At 67.2% G+C, this 24256-nt stretch carries 18 protein-coding genes, 1 tRNA gene and 5 pseudogenes; 17 read left to right on the top strand and 7 right to left on the bottom strand.

Annotation, left to right across the window (positions count from 1 at the left end):
* Nucleotides 1-212: 212 nt before the first annotated feature.
* Nucleotides 213-2314 (top strand): annotated as a pseudogene (locus MMSP_RS07270) (serine/threonine-protein kinase PknD).
* A 7-nt stretch (nt 2315-2321) separates the two neighbouring features.
* On the opposite strand, the gene pstA reads toward MMSP_RS07270, so the two are convergent.
* From pstA to pstS, 3 genes are read right to left on the bottom strand one after another with little or no spacing between them, the layout of a single operon-like run.
* Nucleotides 2322-3224 (bottom strand): phosphate ABC transporter permease PstA, encoded by a 903-nt coding sequence (pstA, locus tag MMSP_RS07275; RefSeq protein ID WP_015357056.1) that lies wholly within the window; start codon nt 3222-3224, stop codon nt 2322-2324.
* On the bottom strand, nt 3221-4195 hold the full coding sequence (gene pstC, locus MMSP_RS07280) for a phosphate ABC transporter permease subunit PstC (RefSeq protein WP_015357057.1): 975 nt from the start codon (nt 4193-4195) through the stop codon (nt 3221-3223). Before pstC ends, pstA begins: the two co-directional genes overlap by 4 nt.
* 12 nt (nt 4196-4207) lie before the next feature.
* Nucleotides 4208-5320: a phosphate ABC transporter substrate-binding protein PstS gene (gene pstS, locus MMSP_RS07285; protein ID WP_012396128.1), complete on the bottom strand. Its 1113-nt coding sequence runs from the start codon at nt 5318-5320 to the stop codon at nt 4208-4210.
* Between the two features lie 333 nt (nt 5321-5653).
* On the opposite strand from pstS, the gene MMSP_RS07290 reads away from it, so the two are divergent.
* The 8 genes and pseudogenes from MMSP_RS07290 (at nt 5654) to MMSP_RS07325 (ending at nt 12334) form a co-directional block, all read left to right on the top strand.
* Complete coding sequence (locus MMSP_RS07290; RefSeq protein WP_020786087.1) at nt 5654-6445, top strand: SDR family oxidoreductase; 792 nt, start codon at nt 5654-5656, stop codon at nt 6443-6445.
* A gap of 25 nt (nt 6446-6470) precedes the next feature.
* Nucleotides 6471-7559 (top strand): annotated as a pseudogene (locus MMSP_RS07295) (diacylglycerol kinase).
* A gap of 111 nt (nt 7560-7670) precedes the next feature.
* A complete protein-coding gene (locus MMSP_RS07300; protein ID WP_015357060.1) occupies nt 7671-8405 on the top strand; it encodes a flavodoxin family protein in 735 nt (244 codons plus the stop codon).
* Nucleotides 8406-8484: 79 nt separating this feature from the next.
* A complete protein-coding gene (locus MMSP_RS07305; RefSeq protein ID WP_012396132.1) occupies nt 8485-9711 on the top strand; it encodes an Nramp family divalent metal transporter in 1227 nt (408 codons plus the stop codon).
* 165 nt (nt 9712-9876) lie between these two features.
* Entirely contained in the window at nt 9877-10206 is a 330-nt protein-coding gene (locus MMSP_RS07310) for a hypothetical protein (RefSeq protein ID WP_020786090.1), read from the top strand.
* 116 nt (nt 10207-10322) lie between these two features.
* Nucleotides 10323-11384: pseudogene (locus MMSP_RS07315) on the top strand (poly-gamma-glutamate hydrolase family protein).
* A 21-nt stretch (nt 11385-11405) separates the two neighbouring features.
* A complete protein-coding gene (locus MMSP_RS07320; RefSeq protein ID WP_172607307.1) occupies nt 11406-12230 on the top strand; it encodes an LLM class F420-dependent oxidoreductase in 825 nt (274 codons plus the stop codon).
* Between the two features lie 28 nt (nt 12231-12258).
* Nucleotides 12259-12334, top strand: a tRNA-Arg gene (locus tag MMSP_RS07325).
* 84 nt (nt 12335-12418) lie between these two features.
* Here MMSP_RS07325 and MMSP_RS27420 read toward each other — a convergent pair.
* The 3 genes from MMSP_RS27420 to MMSP_RS29520 form a co-directional block, all read right to left on the bottom strand.
* A complete protein-coding gene (locus tag MMSP_RS27420; RefSeq protein WP_011742030.1) occupies nt 12419-12571 on the bottom strand; it encodes a hypothetical protein in 153 nt (50 codons plus the stop codon).
* Between the two features lie 177 nt (nt 12572-12748).
* Nucleotides 12749-13612 carry a thioesterase family protein gene (locus MMSP_RS07330; RefSeq protein ID WP_020786093.1) on the bottom strand — a complete coding sequence of 288 codons (864 nt, stop codon included), beginning with the start codon at nt 13610-13612 and terminating at the stop codon, nt 12749-12751.
* Nucleotides 13613-14076: 464 nt separating this feature from the next.
* Nucleotides 14077-15405, bottom strand: a complete 1329-nt coding sequence (locus tag MMSP_RS29520) for a hypothetical protein (protein ID WP_020786094.1) — start codon at nt 15403-15405, stop codon at nt 14077-14079.
* A gap of 120 nt (nt 15406-15525) precedes the next feature.
* Between MMSP_RS29520 and MMSP_RS27185 the strand changes: the two genes are divergently transcribed.
* Nucleotides 15526-15708, top strand: coding sequence for a hypothetical protein (locus tag MMSP_RS27185; RefSeq protein ID WP_036426290.1), 183 nt, complete (start codon nt 15526-15528; stop codon nt 15706-15708).
* A gap of 46 nt (nt 15709-15754) precedes the next feature.
* On the opposite strand, the pseudogene MMSP_RS07345 reads toward MMSP_RS27185, so the two are convergent.
* Nucleotides 15755-16661: pseudogene (locus tag MMSP_RS07345) on the bottom strand (diiron oxygenase).
* A gap of 155 nt (nt 16662-16816) precedes the next feature.
* On the opposite strand from MMSP_RS07345, the gene cobF reads away from it, so the two are divergent.
* The 7 genes and pseudogenes from cobF (at nt 16817) to MMSP_RS07375 (ending at nt 24200) form a co-directional block, all read left to right on the top strand.
* Nucleotides 16817-17560, top strand: a complete 744-nt coding sequence (gene cobF, locus MMSP_RS07350; RefSeq protein ID WP_036426292.1) for a precorrin-6A synthase (deacetylating) — start codon at nt 16817-16819, stop codon at nt 17558-17560.
* A 210-nt stretch (nt 17561-17770) separates the two neighbouring features.
* Nucleotides 17771-19495: a PE family protein gene (locus tag MMSP_RS07355; RefSeq protein WP_020786097.1), complete on the top strand. Its 1725-nt coding sequence runs from the start codon at nt 17771-17773 to the stop codon at nt 19493-19495.
* A gap of 75 nt (nt 19496-19570) precedes the next feature.
* Nucleotides 19571-21271, top strand: coding sequence for a PE family protein (locus MMSP_RS07360; protein WP_020786098.1), 1701 nt, complete (start codon nt 19571-19573; stop codon nt 21269-21271).
* Between the two features lie 118 nt (nt 21272-21389).
* Nucleotides 21390-22451 carry a PE family protein gene (locus tag MMSP_RS07365; RefSeq protein WP_020786099.1) on the top strand — a complete coding sequence of 354 codons (1062 nt, stop codon included), beginning with the start codon at nt 21390-21392 and terminating at the stop codon, nt 22449-22451.
* A gap of 47 nt (nt 22452-22498) precedes the next feature.
* Nucleotides 22499-22741 (top strand): annotated as a pseudogene (locus MMSP_RS28160) (DNA-formamidopyrimidine glycosylase family protein); the annotation flags it as partial.
* A 153-nt stretch (nt 22742-22894) separates the two neighbouring features.
* Nucleotides 22895-23362 (top strand): zinc finger domain-containing protein, encoded by a 468-nt coding sequence (locus tag MMSP_RS28165; RefSeq protein ID WP_180338886.1) that lies wholly within the window; start codon nt 22895-22897, stop codon nt 23360-23362.
* An 88-nt stretch (nt 23363-23450) separates the two neighbouring features.
* Entirely contained in the window at nt 23451-24200 is a 750-nt protein-coding gene (locus tag MMSP_RS07375; protein WP_012396107.1) for an SDR family oxidoreductase, read from the top strand.
* The last annotated feature ends 56 nt before the right edge of the window (nt 24201-24256 follow it).

The raw sequence follows: 24256 nt of genomic DNA on the forward strand, positions 1-24256 counted from the left end.
GGCTCTCTCGCGCACGAATCGGTCCGCTCACATCTTCGTCTCAGGATACAGAAATCGCTGTGAGTAACCGGTTTTTGTTGTCTGCTCACTCTCCGACGATTTACCGTGTGTTAACCACCGGTTTCGGCGCACCAGCACCACGGGCGTCGGTAGCGTGAATATGTAGGGTCGGCCCCGGTGGAATGGGCGCCCACGCGAAGGGAGCGTTGACCGTGAGCGAGACCGGGCCGGGTTCACGGGTTGGGTCGCGCTTTGGGCCCTACGAGTTGGTGCGGTTGATCGGCCGTGGCGGCATGGGCGAGGTCTAAGAAGCCGAAGACACCCGCAAACGCCGGGTGGTGGCGCTCAAGCTGATTTCGACGCAGTACTCCGGCAATCCCACGTTTTGCGCGCGGATGCAACGCGAAGCCGACACCGCGGGACGGCTGACCGAGCCCCACATCGTGCCGATCCACGACTACGGCGAGATCGACGACCAGTTCTTCGTGGAGATGAGACTGATCGACGGTGTCTCGCTGCGCGCCATGCTGACGCAGTTCGGCCCACTGACCCCGGCCCGGGCGGTGGCCATTGTGCGCCAGATCGCCGCGGCGCTGGACGCCGCGCATTCCAACGGCGTCACCCACCGCGACGTGAAGCCGGAGAACATTCTGGTCGCCGACAATGACTTCGCGTATCTGGTGGATTTCGGTATCGCCAGGGCCGCCGCCGATCCCGGACTGACCCAGGGCGGGATGGCCGTGGGGACCTACAACTACATGGCCCCGAAACGATTCACCGGCAACGACGTCACCTACCGTGCCGACATCTATGCGCTGGCGTGCGTGCTGGGGGAATGTTTGACCGGTGCACCGCCCTATCGCGCAGACAGCGTGGAGCGATTGATTGCCGCGCACCTGATGGAACCTCCCCCGCGGCCCAGTCAGCTCCGTCCCGGACGGGTTCCAGCCGCGTTGGATGAGGTGATCGCCAAAGGCATGGCCAAGAATCCCGACGAGCGCTACATGAGCGCCGGGGACCTGGCCATCGCCGCGCACGAGGCGCTCACCACCCCCGAGCAGCGCCAGGAAGCAACCATCCTGCGTCAGGGCGACAACATGGCCCTCATGACTCCAGCCGTTGACCCTGGCGCGGGAGGAAGCTGGACCAACTACAGCGGATCGGGCGCCCAGCCACCGGCGCCGCAGCCCGTTGCGCCGCCGCCGCAATATCCGACGGGCGATGAGACGGTGGCTCGGCCGGTGCCGGCAAGCACCACCGGATGGCGCTCCCGCCCAGACGTATCCGACCAGCGCACGCAGGCCGCGCCCGTCATCACCGGCACAAGCTGGCCCAGCCAGTCCGGGATCCGGCCCGCCGTCGGCACCGGATCCAGTCCGAGCGCGACACCGCCGGCCAGTCAGCCGGCCACCGCGCCGCCGGCGAGCCCGAAAAAGAGCCGGAAGAACTGGATAATCGGCGCCGCCGTGGTGGCGGTGCTGCTCGTCGTCGCCGGCGCCACCGCATTCGTGCTCGCCAAACCCAAAGGCTCAACCGAGCCGCGAGGGCAAGTAGTGCTGCCGTTTACCGGTCTCAACTTCCGCTTCGCCCCCGGCGGGGTTGCCGTGGACGCCAACGGCACCGTGTATGTCACCAACCAGACCATGTACGGGCGGGTGGTGGCCTTGCCCGCGGGGTCCAGCACGCCGACGGTGAAGCCGTTCAACGGACTCTACGAACCCCAGGGCGTGGCCGTGGACACCTCCGGCAAGATCTACGTCACCGACTTCAACAACCGGGTGGTGGCCCTGGCCGCCGGGTCGAACAACCAGGTTGAGCTGCCGTTCAACGGCCTCAATTACCCCGAGGGAATCGCCGTGGACGCCCAGGGCAATGTGTACGTCGCTGACCGGGGCAACAACCGGGTGGTGAAGATGCCGGCCGGCTCCACCAGCCAGGTCGTGCTGCCGTTCAACGGGCTCAAGAACCCCGACGGGGTGGCAGTGGACAGCGACGGCAACGTCTACGTCACCGACACCGACACCGACAACAACCGGGTGCTGCAGCTCGACGCCGGCACCAGCAACCAGTCGGTGTTGCCGTTCTCCAACCTGACCGCGCCGTGGGGAATCACCGTGGACAGCGCCGGCAATGTCTACGTCACCGAACACGACAACAATGCGGTGGCCAAGCTGGCGGCCGGGGCCACCACCTCCACCGAGTTACCCTTCACCGGCCTCAACACCCCCTGTCGGTGGCGGTGGACAAGAAGGGCAACGTCTACGTCGCCGATCGCGGTAACGGCAGGGTGCTGAAACTGGCCCAAGGATCCTGAGCGGGGGCTATCGCCTTCGAGTGGCCAGGAACCGGATCCCCCCGGCGATGAGGTTGATCGCGGCCACGATGATGATCAACGTCAGCGCCGCTCCCCACACGCGCAAGAAACCGGCATGCTCGGGGTTGGTGAGCTCGGTGTAGATCAGCAGCGGCAAGGACGCCATGTTGCCGTGCAACACGTCGAAGTTGATCGAACGGCTGTAGCCGACCAACACCAGCACCGGTGCGGTTTCGCCGATGACACGCGCCACCGACAACAGCACACCGGACACGATGCCGGGCATGGCGATCGGGACGACGATGCGCACGATCGTCTTCCACTTGGGTACGCCCAACGCGAAGCTGGCCTCGCGCAGTTCGTCGGGCACCAGCCTGAGCATCTCCTCGGTGGAGCGCACCACTACCGGCAGCATCAGCAGAACCAATGCCAACGACACCGCCAGGGCGCTCTGCTGGAATCCCAGGGTGGCGATCCACAGGCTGAAGATGAACAGCGCCGCCACGATGGAGGGCACCCCGGCGAGCACGTCGACCATGAACGTGGTCAGCCGGGCCAATCGTCCCGAGCCGTATTCGACCAGATAGATCGCGGTCATCAAGCCCAGCGGTACGGCCAGCAGGGCCGCGATTCCGGCCTGCACCAATGTTCCGTACAACGCGTGATAGACGCCGCCGGCAAACTCCTCGGGCAACACCCCGCGAAGGGAGTGCGTCCACCAGTCCGGCTGGACGACGGCGTACCAGCCGCGTTCGATCACCACCCACAGCAGCCACACCAGCGGCACCAACGCGACGGCGAACGAGGCGAAGAGCAGCACCGTCGCCACGCTGTTCTTGATCCGCCGCACCAGGCTCAGTGGCCGAAACACCACCACTTTGACCGGTTGATCGAGCGCGTTGGTGGTCATCCGTTGACCTTCCCGCCGGCGACGGCGCGGGCGAGGGCGTTGACCACGAAGGTCAGGACGAACAACGCGAACCCCGCGGAAATATAGGCACCGGTCGGCAGCGGTTCGCTGAACTCGGAAGCCGCAGAAGCAATTTTGGAGGCGAACGTGTACCCGCCGTCGAACAGTGACCAGTTCCCCGGTTTGGCCGCCGAACGCAGGATGATCAACACCGCCACGGTTTCACCCAGGGCACGCCCCAGGCCCAGCATCGACGCCGCAATGACACCGCTGCGACCGAAGGGCAGCACGGTCATCCGCACCACTTCCCATTTCGTCGCCCCGAGCGCTTGGGCTGCTTCGATCTGAATCTGTGGGGTCTGGCGGAACACCTCGCGCGATACCGAGGTGATGATCGGCAGGATCATCACCGAGAGCACGATGCCCGCGGTGAAGATCGTGCCGCCGCCGGCTAACGAGACGTTGCCCGTCTTGAACAAGAACAGCCATCCCAGGTTGCGATTGAGGAATTCGGCGATGGGCTCGAGCTTGGGGGCCAGCACGAAGATGCCCCACAAGCCGAAAATGATCGACGGCACCGCGGCCAGCAGGTCCACGATCGCGCCCAACGGACGCGAGAGCCGCTTGGGCGCGTACTGGGTGAGAAACACCGCGATTCCCACGGCAATCGGCACCGCCAGTGCCAGTGCGCAGATCGAACTCAGCATCGTGACCATGAATAGATCGCGGATGCCGAACGCCAACTTCTCGTCGTCGGAGGTGTCGAACACCGAACTGGTGAAGAAATTGGCGTGATTCGCGCGCAACGACGGGATGGCGCGGATCAACAGGAATACCGCGATCAGCGCGATGGAGACGACGATGGTCATCCCCGCCGTGGACGCGAAGAGCTTGAACAGCCGGTCGGCTCGTCGCGATGAACTCGCGTCGACCGCCGCTAGCTCAGGCTTGGCCGGCCGGCCTTGGACCACGTCGACCTCAGATCAGGCGATGGCGTTGACTGCGGTCGACAACCTTGACTTGAACTCGTCCGGAATCGGGATATACCCGTTGTCCGCCAAGCCATTCTGCCCAGCACCGATGGTGGACTGCAGGAACGCCCGCACCGCGGTACCCACTTGAGAATCGGGATACTTCGAGCACACGATCTCGTAGGTCGCGAGCACGATGGGGTAGGAACCGGGCTTGGTGGGCTTGTAGAACGAAACCGTGTCCAGCACCAGGTCGTTGCCCTGGCCCATGATCGCAGCGCCGGCGATCGTCTTTCCGACCGATTCGGTGCTGATCGCCACGGGTTCCGGGCCGGCAGAGGTGATGACCTTCGCCATGTTCAGGTGCTGCGCCTGCGCGAACGACCATTCGTTGTAGGTGATCGACCCCTCGGTGTTCTTGATCGCCGCCGACGTGCCGTCGTTGCCCTTCGCGCCCTCGCCGACACCGCCCTTGAACGACTTGCCGGCGCCCTTGCCCCAGGCGCCGTCGGAAGCCGCGTCAAGGTAACGCTGGAAGTTGTCGGTGGTTCCGGACTCGTCGCTGCGGAACACCACGTGAATCGGGGTGTCGGGCAGGCTGGTACCCGAGTTGAGCGCGGCGACCGCGGGATCGTTCCACGTGGTGATGGTGCCGTTGAAGATCTTGGCCAGCGTGGTGCCGTCCAGGTTGAGCGAACTGACGCCGCTGATGTTGTAGGTGACGGCGATCGGGCCGAACACCACCGGCAGGTTCCACGCCGGCGAACCGCCGCAGCGCTGCTCGGCCGTCGCCGCCTCATCATTGCTAAGCGGTGAATCGGAACCACCGAAATCGGTTTGGTTGCCGTTGAATTCGCTAATGCCGGCGCCGGAGCCGTTGCCCGTGTAGTTGAGGGTCTGTCCTGGGCAGGCTTCCTCGAAGGCTTTGACGAAGCGGGTCATGGCATTGGCCTGGGCGGTCGATCCGCTGGCCTTGAGGGTCTTCTTCCCCCCGCAGCTCACGTTGCTCGATTGGCCGGCCGGCGAACTTCCCCCGCTTGCGTTGTTGTCGCTACCGCACGCTGATAAAACCAAAGCGCCCGAGGCCAGGACACTCAGCGCGGCGCCAACTCGGTTGAGTTTCAATTCAGTTCCTAACGGTAGAGATGAAACACACTCCCGCCGCAACCCTCGGGCGCGACACGTCAACCAGCTTTCTTCGCAGCCTGCAGGCTACATTAGCAACAGGGAACCTTCGATTACAGGACGTTGAACACTCGCCCCTGGGCAGGCAGCATTTCGTCGCGATTTCAGCCACGGCCGGGGCTGCGGTAGGCGAGGTTGTCGCGGAGGTTCCACTTCGCGGGGGTCGTTACAATTCGGCGCCGCTATGCCAAACTAGAACCTGTTCCAGAAACTGCCCCACCCGAAACGGCGAGGGTTGCTGCCGTCTCGGTCGACAATTGAAGCGAGGCCGCAGTGATCCTCGACAGGTTCCGTCTCGACGACCAAGTTGCCGTTATCACCGGGGGTGGCCGCGGCCTCGGTGCGGCTATTGCGCTGGCCTTTGCCGAGGCTGGTGCGGATGTGGTGATCGCCTCCCGAACGCAGTCCCAACTGGACGAGGTCGCCGACACGGTCCGCTCAATCGGGCGTCGCGCGCACGTCGTCGCCGCCGATCTGGCCCATCCGGAGGCCACCGCGGAGCTGGCCGGGCAGGCCGTCGAGGCGTTCGGAAGACTAGACATCGTTGTCAACAACGTCGGCGGAACGATGCCCAATACGCTGCTGACCACCTCGACGAAGGACCTCAAGGACGCATTCACCTTCAACGTGGCAACCGCCCACGCGTTGACCGTCGCGGCGGTTCCGTTGATGCTCGAGCACTCCGGCGGCGGCGGCATCATCAACATCACCTCGACCATGGGCCGGGTGACGGGACGAGGGTTCGCCGCCTACGGCACCGCAAAAGCCGCCCTGGCGCACTACACGCGGCTGGCCGCACTGGACTTGTGCCCACGGATCCGGGTCAATGCGATCGCTCCCGGATCCATCCTCACCTCCGCACTGGAAGTGGTGGCCGCCAACGACGAACTGCGCGCACCGATGGAGCAGGCGACACCGCTGCGCCGCCTCGGCGATCCCGTCGACATTGCCGCCGCCGCAGTGTATTTGGCGTCCCCGGCGGGCAGTTTCCTGACCGGCAAGACATTGGAGGTCGACGGCGGCCTCACCCATCCGAACCTCGACATACCAGTCCCCGACCTGTGAATCCGCACTCCTTAAGGAACCAACCATGGCAATACCCGTCGTGCAGCTCGGCACCGGCAACGTCGGCCTTCACTCGCTGCGTGCGCTCATCACCAACCCCGAGTTCGAGCTCACCGGAGTGTGGGTGTCATCGGACGCCAAAGCCGGCAAAGACGCCGCCGAGCTGGCCGGATTCGCCGAATCCACCGGAGTGAAGGCCAGCACCGATCTGGATGCCGTACTGGCCAGCGGGCCGCAGTGCGCCGTCTACAACGCGATGGCCGACAACCGGCTGCCCGAGGCACTCGATGACTATCGGCGCGTCTTGGCGGCCGGCGTCAATATCGTCGGCAGCGGCCCGGTCTTTCTGCAGTATCCGTGGCAGGTACTGCCCGACGAACTCGTCAAGCCGCTCGAAGATGCTGCCCGCAAAGGCAACTCGAGCCTCTATGTCAGCGGTATCGATCCGGGCTTCGCCAACGACCTGCTTCCGATGGTACTCGCGGGTACCTGTCAGAGCATCGAGTAGATCCGCTGCATGGAGATCGTCGACTACGCCACCTACGACAGCGCCGTCGTCATGTTCGACGTCATGGGATTCGGCAAGCCGCTCGACGAGATCCCCATGCTGCTACAGCCCGGGGTGCTCAGTTTGGCCTGGGGTTCGGTGGTCCGCCAGCTTGCGGCGGGTCTTGGCCTTTCCCTCGACGTGGTCGAGGAGATGTACGTGCGCGAACCCGCCCCGCACGCCTTCGACATCGCCTCCGGTCACATTCCCCAGGGCAGCGCCGCCGCGCTGCGCTTCGAAGTCCTCGGATTGGTCGACGGAGCTCCTGTCGTGGTGCTCGAACACGTCACCCGGCTACGCGAGGATCTGTGCCCCGATTGGCCCCAGCCCGCCCAGCCCGGCGGGTCCTACCGGATCGAGATCACCGGCGAACCGTCCTACGCCATGGACCTCTGCCTGAGCAGCCGTCGCGGCGACCACAACCATGCCGGATTGGTCGCCACCGCGATGCGGGTGGTCAACGCGATCCCTGCGGTGGTGGCCGCCCCGCCCGGCATCCGCACGACCCTCGAGCTGCCGCTGGTTACCGGCAAGGGCCTGTACCTACCGCCGGCAGGGGCCGCCTAGCCCGCATTTTCCAACGCGCCAAGCCGCGGAATCGACTCCTGCCTGGACTACGATCACGGCCGTCGGCGACAACCGACGCCGGACTGCGACGACGACGATAGGCAGGTTGGCATGACGGCGACTTCCGAGGACAGTGCTGCGGTTCCACGATTCGACGGCCTGCGCGCCCTGTTCATCAACACAACCCTGAAGCGCTCCCCGGACCTCAGCCACACCGAGGGGCTGATCGCGCGTAGTTCGCAGATCATGCGCGAGCACGGTGTCGAGGTGGACAGCTTCCGTGCCATCGACCACAACATCGCGACCGGCGTGTGGCCGGACATGACCGAACACGGCTGGGAGGCCGACGAGTGGCCCGACCTGTATCAGCGGGTCCTGCGGGCGAACATCCTGGTGCTGTGCGGACCGATCTGGCTGGGCGACAACAGTTCGGTGATGAAGCTGGTGATCGAGCGTCTCTACTCGTGCTCAGGCCTGCTCAACGAGAACGGACAGTACGCGTACTACGGCCGGGTGGGCGGTTGTCTCTTCACGGGCAACGAGGACGGGGTCAAGCACTGCGCGATGAACGTACTTTACAGCCTGCAGCATCTGGGTTACACCATCCCCCCGCAGGCCGATGCGGGCTGGATCGGCGAGGCCGGCCCCGGTCCGTCGTATCTCGACCCCGGTTCGGGCGGGCCGCAAAATGACTTCACCAACCGCAACACCACGTTTATGACCTTCAACTTGATGCACCTGGCGCAGATGTTGCAGCGCGCCGGTGGTGTCCCGGCATACGGGAACCAACGCACCGAGTGGGACGCCGGGTGCCGCCCGGACTTCGCCAATCCCGATTACCGCTAAGCGGCCTGCCGGCGGCGCGCCGAGTTGTTTCGGCTAGCCTCACTTTGTTGTTCGGTGGTACTGATCGAAGGCCGGTGAATTGGCGCAAGACACGCAGACCTCGTTCAAGACGAGTTGGTATCTGCTCGGACCGGCTTTCGTAGCGGCGATCGCCTACGTCGATCCCGGCAATGTCGCGGCCAATGTCAGCTCCGGCGCCCAGTTCGGCTACCTGCTGTTGTGGGTCATCGTGGTGGCCAATGTCATGGCCGGCCTGGTGCAGTACCTTTCGGCAAAGCTGGGGCTGGTCACCGGACATTCGCTGCCGGAACAAATCGGCAAGCGAATGGGGCGCCCGGCCCGGCTGACCTATTGGGTGCAGGCCGAGATCGTCGCAATCGCTACAGACGTGGCCGAAGTCGTGGGCGGCGCCATCGCCCTGCGCATCCTGTTCGGCCTGCCACTACCGATCGGCGGGATCATCACCGGGGTGATTTCGCTGCTGCTGCTGCTCATCCAGGACCGCCGCGGCCAACTCCTGTTCGAGCGAGTCATCACCGGACTGCTGCTGATCATTGCCGTCGGCTTCACGGCCAGCTTCTTCGTCGCAACACCTCCCCCTGATGCGATGTTCACCGGACTGGTGCCGCACTTTCAGGGCACCGAAAGCGTGCTGCTGGCCGCCGCGATCCTGGGGGCCACGGTGATGCCGCACGCGGTGTATCTGCACTCGGGCCTGGCCCGTGACCGCCACGGCCATCCCGAGCCCGGGCCATACCGGCGCAGGCTGTTGCGCGTCACCCGCTGGGACGTGGGTCTGGCAATGATCGTCGCGGGCGGGGTCAACGCCGCGATGTTGCTGGTTGCCGCCCTCAACTTGCAGGGCCGAGAGGACACCGCCTCGATCGAAGGCGCCTACGCTGCCGTGCACGACACGCTGGGCGCGACCATCGCGGTCCTGTTCGCGATCGGATTGCTGGCCTCCGGTTTGGCGTCGACGTCGGTGGGCGCCTACGCCGGCGCCATGATCATGCAGGGATTGCTGCATTGGTCGGTCCCCATGGCGGTGCGGCGTTTGGTCACGTTGTGCCCCGCCGTGGCGATCTTGGCGCTGGGCCTGGACCCGACCCGCACCCTGGTGCTCTCACAGGTCGTGCTGTCCTTCGGCATACCGTTCGCGGTACTTCCGCTGGTCAGGCTCACCAGCAATCCCGAGGTGATGGGTAGCGACACCAACCATCGCTTGACCACCTGGATCGGCTGGGGGGTGGCGGTGCTGATCAGCGTGCTCAACGTGGCGCTGATCTACCTGACGCTGACCGGCTGACGGCTTCCCGACACCCGCCAAACCGCGAACAATGGGTGCTTGACGGGCCAGGACTCGCAAACCGCCGGTGCCCGGCCTCCCGGTTGGGATCGGTAGCGAATCCGAGCTTGTGTACTTGCCGCGACTACGCCTGGCCAGGCGGGGCATGACCAGAGGAAGCTCACCATGAACACCACCGCAAACCTGAAGCGGATGATCGCCGCCGCGCTGGTGTCCGGGGGTGTCGCGGTAGCCGGGTTCGGGTTGACCGCGGGCACCGCACACGCCGGGCCCGGAGCCCATGGACCCGTGCCGCAAGCGCCGCGAGGCCCCTACCAATGGTGCCCCGGGGAACCGGTGCCGGCGGGCGGTGTCAACTGGGACATGAACGTCTGCCACACCTGGTATTGGGTGGACTACGGATTCCAGGCCAATCGCGGCGGATTTGTCTATGAAGGCGACACGCCCCCGTCGGATCTGGGCTGTATCCCGCTGCTGTGCCTGCCCGGGCTGTGAGCGCGGCGACGATACGGCAGGATGGATTGCGTCGTCGTCCGTGCTGGCCCGCGGGGAGTTGGTTTGCGTCAAAAAACACCGCGTCGAAATCTGCCGAGCCGATGGTGACCCGCTAAATGCTCACCGGCCGGCATCTGTACTTCGCATACGGTTCCAACCTGTGCGTACGGCAGATGTCGGTGCGATGCCCCGACGCGAGCGACCCGCGTCCGGCGGTCCTGTCCGATCACGACTGGTTGATCAACGAACGTGGGGTGGCCACCGTTGAGCCGCTCACCGGCGGCCAGGTGCACGGTGTGCTCTGGCAGATCTCCGATCGGGACCTGGCCACGCTGGACAGCGCCGAGGGGGTTCCGGTCCGCTATCGGCGTGACCTGCTGTGCGTGCGCACCCACGACGGACCGACGACGGCCTGGGTGTACATCGACCACCGGATCACCCCGGGTCCGCCCCGGCCGGAATACCTCAATCGCGTCATCGACGGCGCGCTGCATCACGGGCTACCGCAACGCTGGATCGACTTTCTGCACCGCTGGGATCCGGTGCATTGACTCCAGCCTGTATCCGCGGCGGCTTCCGGCGCTGGGCCACAATCGCTTTCGGCATTGTTGAGCGAGCCCGGCCTGAGCGAGATCAGCCAGCTACGGTCGCGCTTCGGCTTCCTCGCCATCCACGGCGGCGGCCTGGAGAAGATGACCGACGTCATCGCCGAGCGAGCCGCCGATGCCGCTGGCGCATCGGTGTACGTGCTGCGACATCCCGACCGCTACCCCCACCACCTGCCATCGTCGCGGTTCGACCCCGGCGAGTCGCGGCGGCTCGCGGAGTTCCTCGACCACGTCGACGTCGCGGTCTCACTGCACGGCTACGGCCGCATCGGCCGTGGCACCCAGCTGCTGGCCGGCGGCCGCAACCGCGAGCTGGCCGACCACCTGGCGCGCCTCCTTGAACTGCCTGGTTACCAGGTGGTCACCGATCTGGACGCCATCCCGGCGGAGCTACGCGGGCTGCATCCGGACAACCCGGTCAACCGGGTCCGCGGCGGTGGGGCGCAATTGGAACTGTCCATCCGGGTGCGAGGGCTCAGCCCCCGCAGCCCCCTGCCCGGCGACGACGGTTTGTCGCCGGTCACCGCCTCCCTGGTACAAGGCCTGGTGGCTGCCGCGCGTGCTTGGTAAGTGTCGATGGTGGAACGGAGATTGTTGGTGGCCAAAGATTTTCGCTTCGGGTTGAGCGTCCGCTTCATCAAATCGCGCGCAGCGCTGCAAGAGCTGGCCAAACGGGCCGAAGATCTCGGGTTCGACATTCTCTGTGTGCCCGATCATCTCGGTGCCGCGGCGCCGTTTCCCACCCTGACCGCCGCCGCGATGGTCACCACGAAGATGCGGTTGAGCATGTATGTGCTCAACGCCGCCTTCTACAAGCCGGCCCTGCTGAGCCGCGACGCCGAGGCCCTGGATCTGCTCAGCGAAGGTCGTCTCGAGCTCGGCCTGGGCACCGGCTACGTCCGGGAAGAGTTCGATGCCGCCGAGCTGCCCTACCCCAGCGCCGGAGCCCGCGTCGACTATCTCGAACACATGACGGCCTACCTGAAGCAGCATCACCCGACGGTGCCGATCCTGATCGCCGGCAACGGCAACCGGGTGATGACGTTGGCGGCCCAGCAGGCCAACATCGTCGGGCTGACCGGGTCCAACGTCCACGGGGCAGACGATCCGCTGGCCGAACGTGTGGACTTTGTCCGCCGGGCCGCCGGAGACCGGTTTGACGCGCTCGAGCTCAACCTGGCGATCACCGCCCTGCCCAACGAAGGCGAAACCGCGCCCGACCTGGCGATGACCCGCCGGTACGCGCCAGAGCTGTCCGACGAACAGATACTGGCGCTGCACTCGGTGCTCGGCGGGTCACCGCGCGAGATTGCCGACACCTTGGCCGGCTACCGCGATATCTATGGGGTGACGTCGTTCACCGTGCAGGACAATCACCTGGATAACTTCGCAAAGGTGATCGCCGAGCTGCGCTGAGTCGCCCCCCGGTAAGCTCAGCGAAGCCGCCCCCGTAGCTCAGGGGATAGAGCACGGCTCTCCTAAAGCCGGTGTCGCAGGTTCGAATCCTGCCGGGGGCACCATGTGGTTTGTATTGCGTCGGGTGATTGCTGACGTTTCTGTTCCGGTTGATGCCTGACGGTGTTTCGGTTGATCTTTGGCACTCCCTAGACGAGGGAGTTGAGCATGGCTGAGCTAGCCGTCGGGTGGCGACCACCGATGTGGTCTGTGTGGGCTGGCAGCAGGTCTGCGTAGGCGCCCATCATGCCGGTGCGCGCTGCGATGTCCACCTCGATGGCGAGCTGCTGCGCTCGCTTCATCGGCGGGTGGCTTGCCGCCGCAGCAACTTGCTCGCGGAATCAGCAAGGCGCCGACGCAGCGGAATCGCTGGCACCCAGCATCCGGTTGACGTCAAACGGCCACGCGCACGGTGGCATGGCAACTGCTGATTTGAATCAGGCGCACGTGTCGGGGAGGCCCGCGCCTCTCGGGCGTGATCAGCCGTCAACGGCGGTTCGTCGCGAGGCCCCGGCGGCCTCCGGAAGCATGGCTAGTTGGCGGCTTTGGACCACGACCTGACCGGTGGCGTCGAGGATGACGTGGTCCTGCTCGAACCAGCTATCACCGATGACGGTCGAGCTGGCCATGACGCGCATCCAGCCGGGGGCGGGGCGGCGCCGCAGGTAGGTGGTGAGTTGGACGGTGGGGGTCCAGCCGAAGATGCCGCAGTTCACGGTGACGCGCGGGGCGATGTCGCCGGCCATGATCGCAAACAGCGTTGCGGCGGCGGGGTCGGCTTCGTCAGAGACGAACGGGCGGACCCACATCCGGCTGATCGGTGCTCCGCGTTGCCCGACGAGGAAGCCGGTGGTGGCGGAATCCATCGCGAGCTCGCATCCTTGGCTCACATGGAGGATCTGGGCCAGGGGATGTTCGGCTGAGACGGGTATGGCATCAGCAGGGGGCTGGACCGGCATCTGCGACACGGGCAGTGGTGCGCTGTGTCGTGGCGGCTTTGTGTCGACGGACCCCAGGGTGACCGAGCAGGTTACCGCGGTGCGGCTGTCCTGCGACAGTTCCACATCGACGAGACATACCTGCCGTCCGCGCCGGCGGACCTTCGTGGTGAGCTGCACCTCGCCCGGGTTTGGAGCGCTGATGTAGTTGGCGCTCAGGGCAACTGGCGCCAGGTCGACCGCATCGCCGATCGTCCGATGCGCGGCCGCTGCGCAGACCGCCATCATGCAGCCACCGTGCACCTTGGGGCCGATGGTCCAGATGGGATCGATGGTGGCGCTATACGCTCCGTCACCGAGGTCATGGGCGGTGGTGAGGTCGGTGAAGGGTCGGCTACTGCTCATGGTTTCGGCTGCATTCCGATTCTGGGTGAGTGGGTCTGTGCTGGCGGGCATGATCGGTCATCTGTTTTCCTGCGCGGTATCGAATCCTACGAAGGCCATCCACCGGTGGCCGGCTGGCGACGGGACAGCTTCTGGTGCAGGCGATTTGGGCCGCCAGGACCACCGGCCACGCGGTAGGGGTGTTCAGCAGATCGATCCGATCGTGACTCCAATTTCACCGTGTTACCTCCGCGCCGTCCAGACTAAGCCGCCCGATCCCTCAGCACCTACGCAGCGTGTCGCCTTCGCTTCCGCCCAGCCGGCGTCACAACTACGTCGCGGATGGCCAGCGCGTCCCGGACGCTTCCCCGCCGGCATCGCGGTATCACCGATACCGCCGTGATCACGACACCCGGTTGCCGTTGTGGGCGCCACCATTCCGTGGATATCGCCCCCCACAGCCGCAGCCGCGGAGTGGCTCGGCGCTAACCGGACTGGCCCTGGCCGCCTTGTGCGGTGGCGCTGAATTCGTAGGCAGTGGCGCCATGCCCACCCACGCCGGCAGCATCGCCGCCTGGGCCGCCGTTCGCCCCTAATCCGAAGTCGCCGCCGAGTCCGCCGTGGCCGCCTTTGAAGCCATCTTCACCGGGAGTTCCATCGTTCGAGAGATTTGGTTGTGCAAATCCGCCGCCACCACCACCGACGCCCCCGGGCGCCCCGGCCCCGACCCCGGCGGCACCGCCGGTCCCGCTGAAGCCCGCGGCGAAGGCGTTACCGCCAACCCCGCCGTTTCCGGCCGTACCGCCTGGGCCGCCGGCGGCACCACCGCCACCACCACCACCGCCTACTGCGAAACTAGCGGCGGCGCCGCCGGCACCACCACCACCGCCACCGCCGCCGGTGCCGCCACCGCCAATGCTTCCGGTGGTGGGACTTACCGCGGTTCCACCGAACCCGTCGTCGCCTCCGGTGCCACCCTGGCCACCGGAGGCACCGCCACCGACGCCGTTGCCGCCGTGGCCCCCGGCACCACCACCCCCACCGCCACCGCCGAATCCGGGTGACGTGCTGGTGCCGGAGCTGTTCGTGCCGCCGGAGCCGCCGTTGCCACCCTTGCCGCCATTACCTCCCATGCCACCCGTGGTGCTGCCGGCACCGGGTGTCCCACCGTCGCCGCCAGCTCCGCCGGTACCGCCGAGGCCACCGGCCGCGCTGCTCCCGGGTCCGGTACCGGTGTACGCGCCGCCTATGCCTCCGTTGCCGCCAGCACCACCCTGGCCGCCCTGGCCGCCGGCACCACCACCGACCCCACCAATGCCGGCACCACCGTCGCCACCGGTGCCGCCCGCACCACCCTGGCCGCCTGGTCCACCAACGGCAGGCGTTATCCCGGATGCGCCGGCAACGCCGGTGCCGCCGGACCCACCCTCGCCTCCGGTGCCGCCAACCCCGCCGGTGTCGATACTGCCCGCCGCGCCACCATCGACCCCCACACCGGCCGCACCCGCGGTGCCACCCGTGCCACCCTTACCTCCGTCAGCGCCGACCCCGCCGGTGCTGGCGGTATTGCTACCACCGGTGCCACCGGATCCGCCGACGCCGCCGTGGCCTCCAGCACCACCGCCGACCCCGCCGATGCCGGACCCGCCGTCACCGCCCTGACCGCCTTGACCGCCCTGGCCGCCTCGGCCATCGCCGGTCGGGTTGGTGCCGTCGGCGCCGAGGGTGCCGGTGCCGCCGGACCCACCGTCGCCGCCCTGGCCGCCGACGCCGCCGGTGCCGATGCTGCCCGCCGCGCCGCCGTCGACCCCCACACCGGCCGCACCCGCGGTGCCACTCGTGCCACCCTTACCTCCGTCAGCGCCGACCCCGCCGGTGCTACCGGTGTTGTTGCCGCCGTTGCTACCGGCGCCACCGGCTCCGCCGGTACCACCGTGGCCGCCGGCGCCACCGCCGACCCCGCCGATGCCGGACCCGCCGTCACCGCCCTGACCGCCTTGACCGCCCTGGCCGCCCTGGCCGCCCTGGCCACCCTGGCCACCCGCGGTGGGCGCAATACCCCAGGGCTCCGGCGTTCCCTGCCACGGAACCCCGCCCCGATGATGACTACGTCGTGACAGTCGTGGCAGTCGCGGGGGGCCCGCGCGACACCGGGGGTGTGGGTCACAAGAACCTGCTGCGCTTCCAGCCGCGCCGCGCGATCGGTTCGAGCAGGCCCACCTCGGTCAGAAAAGTGGCCAGCGGTGCGAAGCCGGCGATCTGTATTTCGCGCCGATGTGGGCTGCTGCGCGCGATCCGGCGGGCCCGCTTGGGGTCCAGGCCCGCCCGTGCGTACGGGATCGGATTGCTGAACAGATAGTTGAAGAAGTACCCGCCGAGCCCGTTGATGTTGGCCATGAACCACCGGTTAACCCGAGGCATCTCGCCCACCCGCTTGCGTGCGCCATCCCGCGCGAATTGGATGTGGCGCGCCTCCTCGGTCACGTGAATCCGCATGAGCCGCTGGATGATTGGCTGCAGTTCCGGATCGTCCATCATCTGGCGCTGCAGCGAATCGAAGATCTCCTCGCCGATCAGCGCGGCCACCCACAGCATCGAACCCCGCTGAAAGGCCAGCGGAAGGGTGTTGATGACCATCCGATGCAATCGCCGTGGGCGTACCGGCTTGGCGCCGATGCGCTCGATGGCTTTGCCGAACATGACCATGTGGCGGGTCTCGTCGCCCAGCTCGGTCAGCTTGTAATGCGTCGAGCGGCTGGTCGGGTCCTCGTGCAGGATGGTGCGCAACAGCGATTGGTTGAGCATGTTCTCGAACCAGATCCCGGCCGAGAGCGTATTGACCAGCTCTTGGCGGGACAGCTCGATCTGCTGCTCGCGGGTCATTTCGTCCCACATCTCGGTGCCGTACAGCGACACCAGCCTGGGGGGGCAGGTAGAACTTGTCCGGGTCCAGCGGGGCATCCCAGTCGATGTCGACGATGGGTTCGTAGGACTTTTTGACCGAGCCTCTGAGTAGGCGTTCGGAGAACTCTTCACGACCCGGCCCACTTGGTTTCACCGCAGTGGTCATCGCTTGGCGTCCCTTCATCAGGTGCTTCAGACGTTAGGGAGATCACACTCGATAGTCAATACTCATGGTACTGGGTACCGCTGGTAACGGATAGGTATTTCGCGATCTCAATTACGTTGTGTTGCAAGACCCCGACGACCTCCCGGAAGGAGGCCATGGTGAGTCGGCATATTCACGTCATCGGTATCGGCGCCGGTGATCCCGACTATGTGACCGTCCAGGCGATCAACGCGCTCAATGACACGCAAGTGTTTTTCGCGATGGACAAAGGCGAGGCCAAAAGTGAGCTAGTGGAGTTGCGCCGTGCGATATGCGCACGATTTATCCGCGAGCCGAGATATCGCTTCGTCGAGTTGCCCGACCCCAAGCGTGCGGTGGATGCCCATTACGAGGACGCGGTTTCGCAGTGGCGCGCGCAGCGGGCGCGGATCTGGGCGAGGGCCATCAGCACCGAACTGGGGCCCGGTGGGGTGGGGGCTTTTCTGGCCTGGGGCGACCCCTCGCTCTATGACAGCACCCTGCGCATCCTGGATGCGGTGTCCGCCGAGGTGGACTTCAGCTACGACGTCATCCCGGGCATCACGGCAGTTCAGGCGTTAACGGCCCGGCATCGAATTCCGCTCAACGACGTGGGCGCGCCCGTCGTCATCACCACGGGCCGGCAATTGCGCGCCCGCCAAGTCGCCGGCACGGCGGTAGTCATGCTCGACGCCGATTGCTCGTTTCGGGCCTGCCCGCCGCAGACTCGCATTTGGTGGGGCGCCTATCTGGGCACCGAAGACGAACTGCTCGTTGCGGGCACGGTCGGCGAAGTCGGCGAGCGCATCGCGGCATTGCGTGCCGAGGCTCGAGCGCGCCACGGCTGGATCATGGATACCTATCTAATTCGAACTTATTAAGGGCTTGCGTAGGCGAGCGCGCTGAACTGCACTGGCTCAATGATGAATTAAGGATTTGGTTTAAGGGCAGGGCTCCGGCGTTGTTGATTAGCCCCTGGGTTTAAGCGCCAGTATCGGGCGCTAGATCGCGCTAGCATCGGCGTCCTACTCAACTTGTGTCGAAGGTCACGTTTTGGCAGTTGCGCTGTCGTGGGGTCGGGAGGTTTTTCAATGTCGTGGGTGATCGCAGCGCCCGAGTATGTGGCAGCAGCGGCCAACGATCTTGGGGGTATCGGTTCGACTCTTGCTCAGGCCAACGCGGCCGCGTTGGCACCGATCACCACGGTGTTGCCCGCAGGCGCCGACGAGGTGTCGGCTGCGATTTCGTTCTTGTTCGGTGCGCACGCCCAGGCCTACCAGGCGCTCAGTGCGCAGGCTGCGTCGTTCCACCAGCAGTTCGTCCAGCTGATGAGCGGCGGTGCCACGGAGTATGCCGCCGCCGGGGCGGCCAACGTGACGCCGATGCAACAGGTCGAGAAACTGGTAAATGCACCGGTGCTGGGTCTGACCGGGCGTCCGTTGATCGGCAATGGTGCCAACGGAGCCGCGGGCACCGGGGCGGCCGGGGGTGATGGCGGCTGGCTGTACGGCAACGGCGGCAACGGCGGCTCGGGCGCGGCGGGCCAGGCCGGTGGTAACGGTGGGTCGGCCGGGCTGTTGGGCAATGGCGGAAACGGCGGCGCCGGCGGAGCGGGCGCCGCGGGTGCCTCGGGGGTATCCGGCCAGGCCGGTGGTAGCGGCGGTATGGGTGGCAGCGGTGGGTTGCTGTACGGCCTGGGCGGCACCGGCGGTCTGGGTGGCCTTGGCGGCAACGGTGGCGCCGCCACCACGGCCGGCACCAATGGTGGCGCCGGCGGCGACGGCGGCCTGGGCGAGCGCGGCGGATTCTTATTTGGTGATGGCGGGCTAGGGGGTCAGGGCGGCGACGGTGGCGACGCCACCGGCTCCACCAACGCATCAGGTACCGGCGGCACCGCGGGCTCCGCCGGCAACGGCGGCGACGGCGGCCACAGCGGATGGTTGTACGGCAACGGCGGTAACGGCGGCAATACCGGCAACGGTGGGACATTCCAGGCCAGCGCCGACACCATCTTGTCCGGTGCCGGAGGTGGAAACTTTGCGGTAACCGGCGGTAATGGCGGCGACTCCGGGCTGTTCGGCATGGGCGGCGCCGGTGGTAACGGCGGCAACGGTGGGGCAGGTCAGGCCGCCGCCGGCGACCTGACCTTTGCCGGCGCTGGTGGTGACGGCGCCTTCGGCGGTAACGGCGGCAAAGGCGGGTTCATCTGGGGCAACGGGGGCGTCGGCGGCGACGCCGGGGACGGTGCGGCCGGCGGAGCGGGCACCAACAACTTCCAGTCGTATGCCGGCGCTGGCGGCTTCGGCGGCTTCGGCGGTACCGGCGGCCAAGGCGGTCTGTTCGGTAACGGCGGTAACGGCGGTAACGGTGGCAGCGGCGGTAAGGGCGGCGACGGCGGCGGGGGTGCGCGCAATGGTGCCGATGCCGGTCCGGGCGCGCTCGGCGGCCAAGGTGGCAGCGCGCTGCTGTTCGGCAACGGCGGCGCCGGCGGAGATGGCGGTGCTACCGGGACGCCCGGCACCTACAGCGATGGCACCGGTACCGGCAGCGTCTACCAGACCAGTGACGGCGGTGGTGGCGGTGACGGCGGCTTCTTCTTCGGTAACGGAGGCAAGGGTGGCGCGGCGGGCAGCATCCCGGCAGGCTTCATGGCTCCCAGCGAGAACGGCATCGGCGGTACTGGCGGTGACGCCGGGCTTATCGGCAACGGTGGGGACGCAGGGGCCGGTGCCCCCGCCGCCCAGGGCGGTATCGGTGGCTTGGGCGGTTCCGGCGGAAAGCTGTTCGGCACGGCTGGGGCGCCCGGACCGGCGTAGCCGCCGATTGCCAGGCGGGTGCCGCCCCATCCGGATCGCGATTGAAACCCTTGGTAGCCGTCAGAGGAGCCATCGATGTCTTACCTCTTCGCTGCGCCCGAGTTAGTTGCTTCTGCAGCAACGGATTTGGCGGGCATCGGTTCGTCGATCAACGCGGCCAGCGTTGCCGCGGCGGCACCGACGACGGGGGTACTGGCCGCCGGGGCGGATGAGATTTCTGCAGCCGTGGCGGGAATGTTCGCCGCACACGCGCAGGCCTATCAGGCCCTCAGCCAGCAGGCGGACACATTTCACGCACAGTTCGTGCAGCTGCTGAACTCCGGCGCCAGCGCCTACACCGGCGCCGAGGCGGCGAATGTGTCGCCGCTGCAACAAGCCCTTGACGCTGTCAATGCGCCGGTACAACAACTGACCGGCCGCCCGCTGATCGGCAACGGCGCCGACGGGATCAACGGGACGGGGCAAAGCGGCGGTGATGGCGGCTGGCTACTCGGCAACGGCGGCAACGGCGGGTCCGGCGCGGCGGGTCAGGCCGGCGGGAACGGCGGGTCGGCCGGGCTGTTGGGCAACGGCGGTGCCGGTGGCGCCGGTGCGTCCGGGGCCGCCGGCGACAGTGGCCTGACCGGCGGCAACGGGGGAATCGGGGGCGCGGGAGGATTTCTGTACGGCCTCGGCGGCAATGGCGGGATCGGTGGCCACGGCGGCGACGGCGGCGCGGCCATCGGAACCGGCACCGACGGCGGCAATGGTGGTAACGGCGGCCTGGCCGGCGCGGGCGGACTGCTCTTCGGCAACGGTGGAGTTGGTGGTCAGGGAGGCGACGGTGGCGACGCCACCGGCGGCACCGCCACATTCAGTGGCGGCCTCGCGGGCTCGGGTGGCAACGGCGGCAATGGCGGTCAGAGCGGGTGGCTGTACGGCAATGGTGGGGACGGCGGAAACAGCGGTAGCGGTGGCACCTTCGAGAGCGCCGGGGGCTCCGTCCTCAGCGGCGCGCAAGGCGGTGGTTTCGCCGCCTCTGCCGGTAACGGCGGCAATTCCGGGCTGTTCGGCAACGGAGGCAGCGGCGGCAACGGCGGCAACGGCGGACTCGGCCAGGCCGCGAGCGGCGACGATAGCCAGGGCGGCATAGGTGGCGATGGCGCGCAGGGCGGCAACGGTGGCAAGGCGGGCTTCTTCTACGGCAACGGCGGCAATGGCGGCTTCGGCGGAAACGGCGCCAATGGCGGAGACAACTCCGGCACGTCATCTGCCGTCAACGGTGCCGGCGGCATGGGCGGCTGGGGCGGCGCCGGCGGCCAGGCGGGTCTGATCGGCAACGGCGGCACCGGGGGAGCCGGCGGCAGCGGTGGTGCCGGCGGGAGCGGCGGCACCGAAAACGGCGACGCCGGTCCCGGCGGGTTCGGCGGCCATGGCGGCGACGCGCTGCTGTTCGGCAACGGCGGCAACGGCGCCAACGGTGGAAACACCGGGGCCCCCGGGACGCTCAGCGGCGGCGGCACCGGGACCGTGTACCTGACCAGCAATGGCGGCGACGGCGGTCAGGGAGGCATCTTCTTGGGCAACGGCGCCAACGGTGGTGCGGCCGGGAATGTGCCCGCCGGCTTCATGGCGCCTTCGCTCAACGGTATCGGTGGTGACGGCGGCGACGCCTTCCTGATCGGCAACGGTGGCAACGGCGGTGCCGGTGCCGGTAGCGACCAGGGTGGCACCGGCGGCACCGGTGGAACGGGCGGATTGCTCTTGGGCCTGCCCGGGTTGGAGGGGCCCGCATAGCCCGCCACACACACGAGTATTTGCCGAGCCCGATGTCGGGCCCAGCCCGCAGCGTCTGACTCGGGCTGCAATGCGAAAAATCCCGCGGATATGTCGGGATCTCACAGGAGGTCTTTAAGTGTCCTTTCTCTACGCCGCACCCGATTTCGTGGCCGCTGCGGCCACCGATTTGGCCAGTATCGGTTCGTCGATCAATGCGGCCAGCGTTGCCGCGGCCGCGCCGACGACGAGGATACTGGCCGCCGGCAGCGACGAGGTGTCTACGGCCATTGCCGGAATGTTCGCCGCACACGCTCAGGCATATCAGGCGCTGAGCACCCAGGCGGACCTGTTTCACGCACAGTTCGTGCAGCTGCTGAACTCCGGCGCCAGCGCCTACACCGGCGCCGAGGCGGCAAATGCTTCCCCGCTGCAACCGGTACTGGACGCGGTGAATGCGCCGTCGCAGGCGCTGACCGGGCGTCCGCTGATCGGCAACGGCGCCGACGGCGCGGCGGGAACCGGGCAGAACGGCGGCGACGGCGGCTGGTTGATCGGCAGCGGCGGCAGGGGCGGTTCCGGCGGCGTCGGCCAGAAGGGCGGCAATGGCGGCTCCGCCGGCCTCTGGGGCGACGGCGGTAACGGAGGCCTCGGTGGTGAAGGTGTCCAAGGCGGGCCGGGCCACCCCGGCCAGGCCGGCGGTAACGGCGGTAACGGTGGCAACGCCGGCTTGCTGCAAGGGGTTGCCGGAAACGGCGCGGCTGGAGGGTTGGGCGGCAACGGCGGCACGGTGGGTACGGGTCAGAGCACCAACGGCGGGGCCGGGGGCGATGGCGGTTCCGGCGGCTCCGCGGGGCTGTTCGGCGGCGGCGGTGCTGGGGCGCTCGGTGGCGACGGCGGAAATGGCGTGGGTAGTGACGGGAGCGGCGGCGGCGCCGGTAGCGGTGGTGACGGCGGCAACGGAGGATTTTTCTACGGCGACGGTGGCAACGGTGCCGACGCCGGTAGCCCCGGCGCAGGTCAGTCGTCATTCGGCTCGCTCGGCATCGCGGGCGAGGGTGATGGCGGCGATGGCGGGAATGCGTTTCTGATCGGCAACGGGGGCAACGGTGGTGCCGCGGCCGCATTCGGCTTCCCTGGTTTTGGCGGCAACGGTGGATTGCTGTTCGGCAAGGCCGGGGCCGACGGTCCGGGTAGGTAACCTGGCGCGGATGGACACCCCGTTGCGACCATCGGCACACTGAACAGGTGCCCGAACTCCCGGAGATCGAAGCGCTGGTCGACCACCTGCGCCGGCACGCCGTCGGGACCACCATCGGCCGCGTCGATGTGGCCGCGCTGTCGGTGCTGAAAACCTTCGACCCGCCGATCAATGCCCTGCACGGCCAGACCGTGACCGGTGCGGGCCGGTGGGGAAAATACCTGGGGGTGCAGGCGGGGCCGCTGTGGTTGATCGCGCACCTCTCGCGGGCGGGCTGGTTGCGCTGGTCGGACAAGCTGGCGGCGGCCCCATTGCGCCCAGGCAAAGGCCCGATCGCGTTGCGCGTCCATCTCGGCACCCCCGGGGTGGCACCCGGCTTCGATCTCACCGAAGCCGGGACCCAGAAGCGCCTGGCAGTCTGGCTGGTCGAGGATCCGCGGCAGGTGCCCGGCATCGCCACGCTCGGACCGGATGCGCTCGAACTCGGGCCCGAGGAGCTGGCCGGCGTCTTGGGCCCCCACACCGGCCGGATCAAGACGGTCATCACCGATCAGAAGGTGATCGCGGGCATCGGCAACGCCTACAGCGACGAAATCCTGCACGTCGCGAAGATCTCGCCGTTCGCCACGGCCGCAAAACTGTCCGAAGAACAACTTGCCGCCTTGCACGACGCGGTGGTTTCCGTTCTCACCGACGCGGTCAGCCGTTCCGTCGGCCAGGGCGCCGCCACGCTCAAAGGGGAGAAGCGTTCCGGCCTGCGGGTACACGCGCGCACCGGCCTGCCGTGCCGGGTGTGCGGGGACACCGTGCGAGAGGTTTCGTTCGCGGACAAGTCATTTCAATATTGCGCGACCTGCCAGACCGGCGGCAAAGTGCTGGCCGACCGGCGCATGTCGCGGCTACTCAAGTAGTGGCGCTCGAGCATCGCGGCGCTGCGCAGGGTAACCGCCCGTCGGCCCGACAACTCGACGCTGGGCGGGCAGCCGATATGCTGCGCGAATGACCCGCCAGAAAATTCTCATCACCGGCGCCAGTTCCGGGCTGGGTGCGGGCATGGCCCGCGCTTTCGCTGCCCGAGGCCGCGACCTAGCGTTGTGCGCGCGACGCACCGATCGTCTCGAAGAATTGAAAAGCGAACTTGCGCAAAAACATCCAGAAATCACGATCGCGATAGCCGAGCTGGACGTCAACGACCACGACCAAGTGCCCAAGGTATTTGCCGAGTTGCGCGATGAACTGGGCGGCATCGATCGCGTCATCGTCAACGCCGGCATCGGCAAGGGTGCACCGTTGGGCTCGGGCAAACTGTGGGCGAACAAGGCGACGATCGAGACCAACCTGGTGGCGGCGCTGGTGCAGATCGAAACGGCGCTGGAGATGTTTCACAAGAGCGGTTCTGGCCACCTGGTGCTCATCTCCTCGGTGCTCGCCAGCAAGGGAGTGCCGGGCGTGAAAGCCGCCTACGCAGCGAGCAAAGCCGGCCTGAGCTCGTTGGGCGAGTCCTTGCGCGCCGAGTACGACAAGGGCCCGATCACCGTCTCGGTGATGGAACCGGGCTACATTGAGTCCGAGATGACGGCGAAATCGGGCAGCACAATGTTGATGGTGGACAACGAAACCGGTGTCAACGCGCTGGTCTCCGCCATTGAACGCGAACCTGGCCGGGCCGCGGTGCCCTGGTGGCCGTGGGCGCCGCTGGTGCAGTTGATGCGGGTGCTGCCGCCGCCGCTAGCCAAGAAGTTCGCCTAGCGTGCGTGTCTGTGCGCGACACGCCGTTCGCTTGTGCACAATTGCGCACGCTCGCG

This window comes from Mycobacterium sp. 012931 (assembly GCF_000419295.1).
In the GTDB taxonomy this organism is placed as follows: Bacteria; Actinomycetota; Actinomycetes; order Mycobacteriales; family Mycobacteriaceae; genus Mycobacterium; species Mycobacterium marinum.